Below are 12,395 nucleotides of genomic sequence, written 5' to 3' on the forward strand. Positions count from 1 at the left end.
AGTGAGCCGGGTTTGCGAGCCCCGCAGTCGCGAATGGAGATGGCCCAGTGACCGCGCTGTCGCTCCTGCCGGCCCGCCGCGCCGTACCGGGCGTCTTCGTGGCCCTGACCCTCACCCTCGCGATCGGCTGGCTGGTCGTCCTCGTCGACGGTGGCCAGCTCTTCAACCAGTCCACGACGGTGAGTCTGCTGCACGTGGCGGCCGGCCTCGGGCTCGTGGCCGTCGGCCAGACACTTGTCATCCTGGGTGGGTCGCTGGACCTCTCGGTGGCGTACGTGATCAGCCTCAGCACCCTCGTCGCCGCCGAGACGATGAACGGCAGCGACGGTGCGGTGCTGCCGGCGATCGGCCTGGTGCTCGTCGTCAGCGCCGGCGTCGGGCTGCTCAACGGGCTCCTCGTCACCAAACTCCGGGTCAACGCGTTCATCGCGACCCTCGGCGTCGGGCTGTTGCTCAAGGGCTACCTCGACAACGGCTACGACGGACCGGCCGGCACCACCGCGCCGTCGCTCGTGCAAGCGCTCGGCTACCAGCGCATCGGCCCGGTGCCGGTGTCGTTCCTGCTGCTGGTCGCCGTGACCGCGGCGGCCTGGTTCGCGCTCTCGAAGACCCGCTTCGGTCACCACCTGGTGGCCGTCGGCGGCGACCCGGAGGTCGCCCGGCTCTCCGGCGTCCGCAACGACCGGGTCCTCGTCACCGCCCACGTGCTGTGCTCGATGTGTGCCGGGCTCGCCGGCATCTACCTCGCGAGTCGGCTCGGCTCGGGCGCGCCCCGGGTGGGCACCGAGGGCCTCTACGACCTGGAGTCGATCGCCGCCGTGGTGATCGGTGGCACCGCCCTCGCCGGTGGGCGCGGCGGCGTCATCGGCACGGTCGGGGGAGTGCTGCTGCTGGCCAGCATCGACGCGATCTTCAACCAGCTCGAGGTCGACGCGTTCTTCAAGCAGGTGATCCGGGGCGCCATCATCATCGCCGCGGTCGCCGTCTACGCCCGCAGGGCCATGCGAAAGGCGGCTGCCTAGCCATGCAGACCGTTCAGCGTCGTACGCTGCCGCTGCGTCTCCCGCGGGTCCGCCCGGGTGGCCTCCTGCCGATCCTCGCGATCCTCGCGGTGCTGGTGGTGCTCGTCGGCATCCGACAGCCCGACTTCCTCGCCCCGCCGTCGCTGATGTCGTTCCTCGGGCGTTCGGCGCCGATCATCCTGCTCGCCGCCGGCCAGTACTTCGTGATCGTCTCCGGCGAGTTCGATCTCTCCGTCGGCTCCCTGGTCACCGCGCAGGTGGTCGTGGCCGCCCGGCTCATCGACAGCGACCCGACGCGTACCTGGCCCGTGGTGCTGCTCCTGCTCGCCTTCGGGGCACTCGTCGGGTTGGTCAACGGCGTGATCACGACCCGGCTGCGGGTGCCGTCGTTCATCACCACCCTCGGCATGTTCCTGATCCTGGTCGGTGCGGTCTACCTGTGGTCCGACGGTGCTCCGAAGGGTGGGCTGTCCGAGGAGTTCCGGCGGTTCGGTCGGCGGGCCTTCGAGGACGTGCCGGTGCTCGGTCGCGTGCCGTTCGCGCTGCTGGTCCTAGTGGCCCTGGCGGTGGTGGCCGTGCTGCTGATGCGCTCCGACTTCGGCCGCACGCTCGTCGCCGTCGGCGACAATCCGCGCACCGCCGAGCTGAGCGGCGTAAGCGTCTGGCGTACCCGGACGATCGCCTTCATCCTCAGCGGCCTGGCGGCGGCGGTCGCGGCGATCCTGCTGGGCGGCTACAGCGGCGTGTCGTTCCAGGCCGGCGCGGGGCTGGAGTTCGGTGCGATCACCGCGGTCGTGCTCGGTGGCGTCGCGCTGGGCGGGGGTCGCGGCTCGGTCGTCGGCGCGATGCTCGGTGCGCTGACCCTCGAGTTGCTGTTCGCCCTCATGAATTTCTACGGCGTCTCCGGCGCCCTCAGGTCGACCGTCCAGGGCGGGATCATCCTGCTCGCCGTGGCGGTCTCGGCAACGCGTTCTTCGTCGAGATAAAGGGGAATCCATAGTGCGACGTTCCATGGCGGCCTTGGCCGCTGTCACCTTGCTGTCCCTCACCGCCTGTGCCACCGACGAGCCCTCCGCGGGCCCGTCGGGCGGTGCCTCCACCGCCGCCGGGTCGGGCACCGGCGAGCAGTCGAAGTTCTTCGTGCAGGCCGACTACGACGCCGAGCTGGCACTGCTCAGCGCGACCGCGACGGGCCCGGCCGACAAGCCGTGGGAGCAGGTGCTCAACCCGAAGCTGGTGGACACCGCCAAGTTCAAGAAGAAGGGTCCACACAAGATCTGCTTCTCGAACGCGGCCTTGAACAACCCGTGGCGGCAGGTCGGGTTCAAGACCATGCAGGCCGAGGTGGAGGCGCAGAAGAGCCGCATCAAGGAGTTCGTGCACGTCGACGCCGAGGGCAAGGACCAGAAGCAGATCGCGGACATCAACGACCTGCTCGGCAAGGGCTGCTCCGCGCTCATCGTCTCGCCGAACACCACCGCCACGCTGACCCCGGCCGTCGAGGCGGCCTGCCAGGCGGGTCTGCCGGTGGTCGTCTTCGACCGGGGCGTCAACACGAAGTGCCCGGTGACGTTCATCAACCCCATCGGCGGCTACGGGTTCGGCCACGTCGGCGCCGAGTTCGTCAGCCAGAAGATGAAGCCGGGCGGCAAGGTCCTCGCCCTGCGGATCCTGCCCGGTGTCGACGTCCTGGAGACCCGCTGGTCGGCGGCGAAGGTGGCGTTCGACAAGGCGAAGGTCGACGTCGTGGGGGTCGAGTTCACCGACGGTGACCCGGCCAAGACCAAGAAGATCGTCGACGACTACATCCAGCGGTACGGCACGATCGACGGCGTCTGGATGGACGCCGGAGCGGTGGCCGTCGCGGCGGTCGAGGCGTTCCAGGACGCGGGCAAGCCCGTTCCGCCGATGAACGGCGAGGACCAGCTCGACTTCCTGAAGATCTGGAAGGACAAGAAGCTCACCGCGATCGCGCCGACGTACCCGACCTACCAGTGGCGTACGCCGATCATCGCCGCACTGCGGATCCTCGACGGCGAGCAGGTGTCGAACCCGTGGAAGCTGCCGCAGCCGACCGTCACCCAGGACAACCTGGACACGTATCTCGACGCGGGCATGCCGCCGCTGCACTACGCGATGTGCGGCTGCACCGACCTGCCCGGCTACCCGCAGCGCTGGAAGTAGGGCCCTGATGTACGCCATCGGCGTCAACCCCTGGGTGTGGGCCTCGCCGGTCGACGACGAGGCCCTGGCCGAGCTGATCCCGCGGATCGCCTCGTTCGGGTTCGACGCGGTCGAGTTGCCGATCGAGCAGCCGGGCGACTGGGACCCGGTCCGCACCCGGGACCTGCTGGCCGAGCACGGCCTCGTCGCCGCCGGCGTCTGCGCGGCCTTCTCGCCGGGGCGGGAGCTGGTCGACGCCGCGCCAGCGGTGGTCGAGTCGACGGTGGCGTACCTCAAGGGCTGCGTGGCGAGCGCCGCGGCCGTCGGCGCTGGATGCGTCGGCGGCCCGGTGTACGCCTCGGTCGGCCGCACCTGGCGGATGTCACCGGCGGCTCGCGCGGCCTGCTACGCGGATTTCCGGCGGGCCCTGGCGCCGGTTGCCGAGCAGGCCGGCGAGTTGGGCGTGAGCATTGGTGTCGAGGCGTTGAACCGCTACGAGACGAGCGTCGTCAACACGATCGAGCAGACGGTCGAGTTGATCGACGGGCTCCCGCCGAACGTCGGCATCATGATCGACACGTACCACATGAACATCGAGGAGGCCGACCCCTACGCGGCTCTCGCTGCCGCTGCCCCGCACATCAAGCACGTGCAGGTCAGCGGCAGCAACCGGGGCGCACCCGGTGCGGACCACTTCGACTGGCCCCGCTTCTTCACCGTCCTGCGGGACACCGGTTACCAGGGTGCGATCTGCATCGAGTCGTTCACGGGGGAGAACGAGGCCATCGCGGTCGCCGCGGCGATCTGGCGCCCGTTGGCACCCTCACAGGACCGTCTCGCCACGGACGGCCTGCGCTATCTCCGGAAGATTCTCAGCTGACCACCACGCACCAAGCCCCCCGCCCCTCTCATGTCAGGAGCACCGTCCCGTGTCTGTCTCCCCCATTCCGCCGCTGCGGCGAATGTTGGCCGGCGTCGCCGCGTCAGCGTTGACCGCTGTGGTCGCGGTGGCTGCCGCGGCGTCCCCCGCGCTCGCGGCCACCACCACCCTCTACGCGTCGCCCTCCGGCACCGGCACCAGTTGCTCGGCCAGCGAACCCTGCTCGCTGTCCGCCGCACAGACCGCGGTGCGGGCAGCCAACACCACGATGTCCGGTGACATCGTCGTGGAGTTGGCCGACGGCGCGTACCGGCTGTCGTCGCCGCTGCGGCTGACCGCGGCCGACTCCGGCAACAACGGCTACCAGGTGATCTGGCGGGCGGCCACCGGCGCCCGTCCGACGATCACCGGTGCCCGGGCGGTCACCGGCTGGACGCAGGTTGACGCCGGGAAGAACATCTGGCGGGCCAGCGTTCCCGCCGGGCTCGACTCCCGTCAGCTCTACGTCAACGGGGCAGTCGCCACGCGGGCACGTACCGCCGTGAACCGCGCCGACTTCACCTTCACCACGTCCGGCATGCGGTTCACCAACAGCGCGCTCAACTACCTCAACAACCTCGGCAACCAGAACCGGGTCGAGGTGGAGAGCGTCGGCTCGTTCACCGACCGGTACTCGCCGGTGCAGAGCATCAGCGGCAACTTCCTGACGATGCAGCAGCCGGCGTGGAACAACAACACCTTCGGCTTCGACACGCTGTCCCGTCCGCACCGCGCCGGCCCGTTCTACCTGGCCAACGCGTACGAGTTCCTGGACTCGGCGGGGGAGTGGTATCTCAACCCCAGCAGCGGCCAGCTCAACTACATCCCGCTCGCCGGACAGAACATGAGCTCGGTCAGCGTGGAGCTGCCGCAGTTGCAGTCCCTGGTGAACGTCGGCGGCACCTACGACGCGCCGGCGCACCACATCTCGTTCAGCGGGATCACCTTCACCGGCACCAGCTGGCTCGGCCCGAGCAGCAGCAACGGCTTCGCCGACCAGCAGACCGGCGCGCACATCGTCGGCACCTGGGCCCGTCCGTCCGACGCGCTGACCTCCTGCCAGGAGGGCTGCTCACTGTTCGAGGCCACCCGCCCGAGCTGGGCGCAGATGCCGGCCGCGGTGCAGGTCTCCGCCGCGAACACCATCAGCTTCAGCGACTCCCAGTTCGTCAACCTGGGGCAGACCGCGATCGGCATCGGCAACGACGCCAACGCCCACGCCAGCGGTGTCGGTCTGGGCGTCAACAACATCACCGTCACCCGCTCCGAGATCGCCCGCAACTCCGCCGGTGGCGTCGTGGTCGGCGGCGTGCGGGCCGACGCCCACCACCCCAGTGACCAGCGGATGGTCAACCGCAACGTCACCATCAGCAACAACAAGGTGCACGATCTCGGCCTGGAGTACCGGGGCGTGGTCTCCATCCTGACGACCTACGTGAACACCTCGCTGGTCTCGCACAACGAGGTCTACAATATGCCGTACACCGGCATGTCGATCGGCTACGGCTGGGGCGCCAACGACGCCGGCGGCAGCCAGCACTACGCCAACCGTGGCCTGTACAACTACCAGCCGCGGTACACCACGGCGACCACCGCGGCCAACAACCAGGTCATCGGCAACTACGTGCACGACGTCATGCAGCAGATGACCGACGGCGGGTGCATCTACTCGCTGTCGGCGAACCCCGGCGGATTGATCGCCGAGAACTACTGCCTGCGGACCAACGGCTGGTTCGGGCTCTACTTCGACGAGGGCTCGCGCTACTACACCGCCCGCAACAACGTGTTCTCCTCCACCGGCACCTGGGCAACCGCCAACTACTACTACGCCGAGAACATGGGCAACTTCACGGTCACCAACAACTGGTCGACCAGCAGCGGCACGAACGTGACGAACGGTGACCGCGGCAACGTCGTCAACGGCAACGTCACGGTCAGCAACGGCAACTGGCCGTCCGGTGCGCAAACGGTGATCAACACGGCCGGCGTGCAGAGCGGTGGCAGCACCAACCCGACGAACGTGCAGCTCGTGGGCGTCCAGTCGAATCGCTGCGCCGAGATCGGCAACTCCAGCACGACCAACGGCACGCAGGCCCAGATCTGGGACTGCATCAGCAACGCCACCAACCAGCGGTGGACCCACACCGCGAGCCGGCAGCTCATGATCTACGGCACCAAGTGCCTGGACGCCTCCGGCCAGGGCACCGTCAACGGCACGAAGGTGGTGATCTGGGACTGCAACGGTGGTGTCAACCAGCAGTGGAACATCAACTCCAACGGCACCATCACCGGCGTGCAGTCGGGTCTCTGCCTCGACGCGAACGGTGCCGCGACGGCGAACGGCACCAAGTTGATCCTGTGGGCCTGCAGCGGCGGCGCGAACCAGCGCTGGCAGGTACGCAGCTGACGTAACGAGGGACAGCAACGGATCCGGGCTGGGGTGTTCTCGCCCCGGCCCGGGTCCGCGTGGTGCGTCCTGACCGGCCTGAGGTTACGCGGACACTTCGGGCAGGTTTCATTGATGCTCTTGACAGGCATTGTTAGCGATAACACGATGGCTGCACGCCGCTCTCGCGTCTGGAGTCCACCTTGGTCGTGTCGATCCGCCCGCGAGTTTCCCGCCGCTTCCGCACGCTCGCATCGGTCGCCGTTCTCCTGGGTGCGAGCCTGGTGAGCACACCCTCCGCCGCCCACGCCGCCGAGGGCTGGTCGCCCCGCTCGTCGTACACCTCGACCGACACCGGCGCCGGCACCTACTCGGTGCCGCTGCTCAACGCCGACGTGCCGGACATCAGCGTCGAGCGGGTGCCCGCCGCCGAGAACGACGAGGGCCGCGACACCTACTACATGATCAGCACGACGATGCACCTGAGCCCGGGTGCGCCGATCATGAAGTCGTACGACCTGGTCAACTGGGAGATCGTCAACTACGTCTTCGACCGGGCGAGCATCGGCGACTCGTTCTCGTTGCGCAACGGTCAGAACTCGTACGGTCAGGGTCAGTGGGCGTCGTCGCTGCGCTACCACGACGGCACGTTCTACGCCGTCTTCAACACCAACAACCTCAACGGGGCGTACCTCTACCGCACCGACGACATCGAGAACGGCACGTGGCAGCGCACCGCCCTCGGCCGTGGCCTGCACGACCCGTCGCTCTTCTTCGACGTCGACGGCACGCCGTACATCTTCTACGGCTCCGGCGGCACCAGCGCCGTACGCCTCAACGCCGACCTGACGGCCATCGCACAGGACTATCCGAACATCTTCACCGCGAGCAACTACGCCGGGCAGCCGTTCATCGGCGGGCTGTTCGAGGGCGCGCAGGTCTACCACATCGACGGCTGGTACTACGCCGTCATCATTACCTGGCCGTCCGGGCAGGGCCGCCAGGTCGTGATGTTCCGGTCGAAGGACCTGCTCGGCCGCTACACCTCGGCCGGCGGGGTGAACACCTACGAGGCGCGTGGCGTGCTCAACTCCAACGGCTTCGCCCAGGGCAGCCTGGTGCCGATCAGCCGGGCCGGTGGCGGCACCGACTGGCACGGCATGTTCTTCCGCGACACGTTCCCGATCGGGCGGATCCCGGCGCTCATCCCCGCCACCTGGCAGGACGGGTGGCCGACCTTCGGCACCAACGGGGTCGTGCCGGTCAACGGCGTGTTCGCCAAGCCGATCCAGCTCAGTCCGGCCGAGGAGGTCTTCGAGCGGCAGAAGAGCATCGTCGCCTCGGACGACTTCGCCAACGACGCGCCACACAGGGCGTACCAGGACGAGCAGTGGACGGTGCCGGCGCCGCTGGACCCGGCGGAGATCGCCCCCAACGGGTCGCGGCTGGACCTGGCGTGGGAGTGGAACCACGCACCGGACAACCGGTACTGGTCGCTCACCGACCGGGACGGCTGGCTGCGGTTGACGGCCGGCAAGGTGGTCACCGGCCAGTACGTCTACACGAAGCTGTCCAACCGGGCCGAGTTGGCCTGGTTCGAGGAGGCCCGCAACACGCTCTCGCAGCGGACGTTCGGGCCACGGCAGTCGGTGCAGACCCGGATGGACATCGCCGGAATGAACAACGGCGACGTCGCGGGCCTGGCGGCCTACAACCGCGGCTTCTCGTACGTGGCGGTCAAGCGCGTCGACGGTGTCAACACCCTCGGCGTCGTCAACCGGTCGCAGCCGTTCGCGGTCGGCCTCGACCAGTCGACACTGGAGAGTTTCGTGGCGGGCACGACCGTGGCGTTGGGTGACGCGACCGAGGTGCACGTGAAGGCGGACCTCGACTTCGCCTCGCCGGTCGGCCAGTTGTGGACGACGTTCTACTACAGCCTGGACGGGTTGACCTGGACCCGGCTCGGCAACCGCGTCGGCCCGCAGACGCTGGACGGCAGCCTCGCGCACTTCATGGGTCACCGGGTGGGCCTGTTCAACTACGCGACCCAGGACACCGGCGGGCACGTCGACTTCGACAACTACCTGCTCAGCGACGTGCTGACCGCGCAGGCCCGGCCGCTGGACACCGTCGCCCTCGACGCGGCCATTGCCCACGCGCACACGCTCGACGCGCGCCACTACCCGCCCGACGCCTGGGCTGCGACGCGGTCCGCACTCGCGGCGGCGACGGCGGCACGGGCCGGCCAGTTGGGCACCCAGAACCAGATCGACGCCCCGGAGCGCGCACTCAGCTACCAACTGGCCCGACTCGGCGTGCTCGCGGCACTGCCGGTCACGGCCAGCGCCGAGGTGCGGTGCCTGGCTGGCCGGGCATACCTGGCGGTGCGGGCGCGCAACGACTCGGACGGGCCGGTCGGGATCACCCTGGAGACCCCGTACGGGAACCGGTCGTTCGCGACCGTGGCGGCGGGGGCGAACGTCTACCAGTCGTTCCCCACGCGTGCGGCGTCGGTGGCGGCCGGCTCGGCGACGGTCCGGGTCACCGGCACTGTCGCCGGCCGGGACGTGACCACCGCGCACTCCGCGCCGCACCCCGGCGCCACCTGCGGCGGATAACCCCACCACGAGCCCCTCGGCTCAGCGACCAGCACCACCGGCGACCGGCCGTGCGGCGCGGAACAGCAAACCTGTTCCGCTCCGCCGGCCGCGGTCGAGCCGGTGGTGGCGGTCGACCCTGATGTCCGGACCACCCACCGATCCCCCGTACACCGATGACCGCACGTCAGAGATGAAGGAGGACGTTTCGTGGAACAACGAATGCGACGGCCGACCCGAGGACGGGTCGCGGCGCTCGCGACAGTCGGCCTGCTGCTGGCCGCCGGGTTCGGCGCCGGGGCCGCGCCGGTCCAGGCCGCCGACACGAATCTCGTTGTCAACGGCGGGTTCGAGGACGGCCTGGCCAACTGGTTCGTCAACAACGGAAACGCCAGCGACGGCGCCCAGTTGTCGGCCACCTCGGATGCCTACGCCGGGGCGAACGCCGCCCTCGTGACCAGCCGGACGACGACCGGGTCCGGGCCGATGCAGGACCTCAGCGGCAAGGTGCAGGCCGGCCAGGCGTACACCCTGACGGCCCGCATCAAGTACGAGAACGCGAACGGACCGGCCACCAAGCAGTTCTTCGCCACCATGCACTACGGCGGCGGCACCTACACCAACCTCGTCAGCGTGACGGCGACGAAGGGTCAGTGGGCGCAGTTCAACGGCACGTTCACGATCCCGGCGACGCAGACCGTGTCGACGGCGCGCCTGTTCTTCGAGACCCCCTGGACGGCCACCCCGACCACCGACCCGGACCTGCACCTCATGGACTTCAAGCTCGACGACGTGTCGGTGGTCGGCGCCGCGCCGCCCGCACCGGTGTCGAAGACCATCGAGGTCGTCGGCAAGCTGCCCGGGGAGCACAACCCGTTGATCGGGCACAAGTTCGGCGCCGACGGCTTCGGCCTCGTGCACGACGGCCGGGTGTACATGTACATGACGAACGACACCCAGGGCTACGCCCCGAACCCGGCCACGGGCGTCTCGCCCGGGATCAACTACGGCGACATCAACCAGATCACGGTGATCTCCTCGGCGGACCTGGTGAACTGGACCGACCACGGTGAGATCCAGGTCGCCGGCCCGAACGGGGTGGCCCCGTTCACCGCCAACTCGTGGGCTCCGGGCATCGCCAAGAAGGTGGTGAACGGGGTGGAGAAGTTCTTCCTCTACTACGCCAACGGCGGTGGCTCCAGCAACGTGATCACGGGCGCGTCGCCGCTCGGCCCGTGGACCAGCGAGCGTACGAGCACGCTCATCGACGGTCGTACCCCCGGTGCTGAGAACGTCGCGTGGAAGTTCGACCCGGCCCCGTTCGTGGACGACGACGGCCAGCCGTACCTCTACTTCGGTGGTGGCCCCGCGTCGACGAGCATGCCGCCGGCCGAGCGCTTCAACAACCCGAAGAACATCCGGGCCATCGAACTCGACGACACCATGGTCGCGACCCAGGGCACGGCCGCGGTGGTCGACGCCCCGGTGGCCTTCGAGGCGGGTCACGTCTTCAAGCGGCAGGGAAAGTACTACTTCTCGTACTCGTCGCACTTCGGCGGGAACGACTTCGGTGGCAGCCAGCAGCCGCTCCCCGGCTACCCCGGTGGTGGCCAGATCGGCTACCTGATCTCCGACAACCCGATGTCGTGGCCGAAGGAGACCTACGCCGGCGTGCTCTTCCCGAACCAGTCGCAGTTCTTTGGGGCCGGCACCGGCGGCAACAACCACCAGTCGGTCTTCGAGTTCGAGGGCAAGCACTACTTCACCTACCACGCGCCGACGTTGAACAAGCGCATCAACGGCAACACCACCCAGGGGTACCGCAGCCCGCACATCCAGGAACTTGCCTTCAACCCGGACGGCACGATCCAGCAGGTCGTCGGCACCTACGCCGGCGTGAACCAGGTCCGCGACTTCGACCCGTACCGCGTCTTCGAGGCCGAGACCTTCGGCTGGAGCAAGGGCGTCGCGACCACGAAGATCGACGGCGGCTCCGCCCAGTTCGGCGGCGCGGCACCGAACCTGGTGGTCCGCGACATCGACAACGGCGATTGGACGGCGTTGTCGTCGGTGAACTTCGGCGACAACGGCGCGCGGAGCGTGACGGCGAGGGTGCGGGCGCTCGCCGCTGGCGGGCAGATCCAGGTACGGCTGGACTCCGCCACCGGTCCGGTCGTCGGCACGGCCGCCGTCGACACGCCCGTCGGCCAGTGGGCCGAGGTGACCGCCGAGCTTGCCGGCGTCAGCGGCGTGCACGACGTCTACTTCACCTACACCGGTCCGGCCGGTGTCGACCTCTTCGAGATCGACACCTGGGCCTTCCAGGCGGCCACCCTGGAGCTGCCCGTCACGGTCACCGCGTCGGCGCGGTGCGTGGGCGGCAAGGTCTACGTGGCGGTGCAGGCGCGCAACGACCATGGCGCGCCGGTGGGGATCGCGCTGGAGACCGCGTACGGCGAGCGCTCGTTCGCGGCCGTCGCGCCGGGCGCGAACGCCTACCAGTCGTTCAACACGCGCGCCGTCTCGGTGCCGGCGGGTTCGGCGACGGTCCGGGTGACCGGGGCGATCGGTGGACAGGACGTGACGACCGTCCGCACCGTGCAACACCCCGCCGGCACCTGTGGCGGATAACCCCTTTTTCGACGCGAACGGAGATCACATGAACACAGACAAACGGCGGCGGATGCTCGCGGCCGGTGCCGTCGGCGCGGTTCTGGTCGGCGCCGCGGTGCTGCCGTCGCCCGCCCTGGCCGAGCCCGACGACGACGCCAGCGTGCGGGTGACCGTCGACATCGACGAGGTCAGGGAACCGGGCGTCCTGGCCCTGTCCATCGCCGGCGACGCCGTCGCGCTGTCCGAGGATGGCTCGACCCTGCTGGTCCGCCAGTTCGTCGGTACGCTGCCGACGGTGACGGTCACCGACACGCGCGTCGCCGACGAGGTTCCCGACGGTGCCGGCTGGGCGGTGCTCGGCAGCGCTACCGACTTCGCGGGCACCTCCGGCCAGACGCCGATCACCGCCGACCACCTCGGGTGGAAGCCCCGCCTGCTCGACGGCGGGGACAGCGGCCTGGTCACCGAGGGCGAGGAGGTCGTGACCGCGCTGGACGAGGCGACCCTGCCGGGTAACAACGTCGGCCTCGTCGACCAGGAGCTGTTGGTCTCGGCCTTCGACTCCGAGGCGGTCGCCAGCGACTCGTACTCCGTCAACGCCGATCTGTACCTGCGTACCCCGGCGGAGGTCGCCGCCGGTGCGTACAGCTCGACGCTCACGCTCTCACTGTTCGAGTAGTGGTGTGGCGGGGGCC

8 protein-coding genes are annotated in these 12,395 nt (G+C 69.2%); all 8 read left to right on the forward strand.

Going from position 1 to position 12,395, the window contains the following annotated elements; all coding sequences use genetic code 11:
• The first annotated feature begins 47 nt into the window (after window positions 1–47).
• The 8 genes from AB0B14_RS33480 (at window position 48) to AB0B14_RS33515 (ending at window position 12,379) form a co-directional block, all read left to right on the forward strand.
• Window positions 48–1,022 carry an ABC transporter permease gene (locus tag AB0B14_RS33480; RefSeq protein ID WP_357065219.1) on the forward strand — a complete coding sequence of 325 codons (975 nt, stop codon included), beginning with the start codon at window positions 48–50 and terminating at the stop codon, window positions 1,020–1,022.
• 2 nt (window positions 1,023–1,024) lie between these two features.
• The gene (locus AB0B14_RS33485) at window positions 1,025–2,008 is read left to right on the forward strand and encodes an ABC transporter permease (protein WP_357065221.1); all 984 of its coding nucleotides are present in this window, start codon (window positions 1,025–1,027) and stop codon (window positions 2,006–2,008) included.
• A gap of 25 nt (window positions 2,009–2,033) precedes the next feature.
• The gene (locus AB0B14_RS33490) at window positions 2,034–3,206 is read left to right on the forward strand and encodes a substrate-binding domain-containing protein (protein ID WP_357065584.1); all 1,173 of its coding nucleotides are present in this window, start codon (window positions 2,034–2,036) and stop codon (window positions 3,204–3,206) included.
• 7 nt (window positions 3,207–3,213) lie between these two features.
• Window positions 3,214–4,065 carry a sugar phosphate isomerase/epimerase family protein gene (locus AB0B14_RS33495; protein WP_357526033.1) on the forward strand — a complete coding sequence of 284 codons (852 nt, stop codon included), beginning with the start codon at window positions 3,214–3,216 and terminating at the stop codon, window positions 4,063–4,065.
• Window positions 4,066–4,114: 49 nt separating this feature from the next.
• Window positions 4,115–6,511, forward strand: coding sequence for an RICIN domain-containing protein (locus tag AB0B14_RS33500; RefSeq protein WP_357065223.1), 2,397 nt, complete (start codon window positions 4,115–4,117; stop codon window positions 6,509–6,511).
• 263 nt (window positions 6,512–6,774) lie between these two features.
• Complete coding sequence (locus AB0B14_RS33505; protein WP_357526035.1) at window positions 6,775–9,108, forward strand: glycoside hydrolase 43 family protein; 2,334 nt, start codon at window positions 6,775–6,777, stop codon at window positions 9,106–9,108.
• Window positions 9,109–9,297: 189 nt separating this feature from the next.
• Complete coding sequence (locus tag AB0B14_RS33510) at window positions 9,298–11,718, forward strand: family 43 glycosylhydrolase (RefSeq protein ID WP_357526037.1); 2,421 nt, start codon at window positions 9,298–9,300, stop codon at window positions 11,716–11,718.
• Between the two features lie 28 nt (window positions 11,719–11,746).
• On the forward strand, window positions 11,747–12,379 hold the full coding sequence (locus AB0B14_RS33515) for a hypothetical protein (protein WP_357065229.1): 633 nt from the start codon (window positions 11,747–11,749) through the stop codon (window positions 12,377–12,379).
• Window positions 12,380–12,395: the final 16 nt, after the last annotated feature.

Source organism: Micromonospora sp. NPDC049171 (assembly GCF_040648275.1).
In the GTDB taxonomy this organism is placed as follows: domain Bacteria; phylum Actinomycetota; class Actinomycetes; order Mycobacteriales; family Micromonosporaceae; genus Micromonospora.

What these genes read in the sequence shown, in the direction of transcription:
- AB0B14_RS33485 (WP_357065221.1), top strand. Translation starts at nt 1,025, where the DNA reads ATGCAGACCGTTCAGCGTCGTACGCTGCCGCTGCGTCTCCCGCGGGTC.
- AB0B14_RS33515 (WP_357065229.1), top strand. Translation starts at nt 11,747, where the DNA reads ATGAACACAGACAAACGGCGGCGGATGCTCGCGGCCGGTGCCGTCGGC.
- AB0B14_RS33490 (WP_357065584.1), top strand. Translation starts at nt 2,034, where the DNA reads ATGGCGGCCTTGGCCGCTGTCACCTTGCTGTCCCTCACCGCCTGTGCC.
- AB0B14_RS33495 (WP_357526033.1), top strand. Translation starts at nt 3,214, where the DNA reads ATGTACGCCATCGGCGTCAACCCCTGGGTGTGGGCCTCGCCGGTCGAC.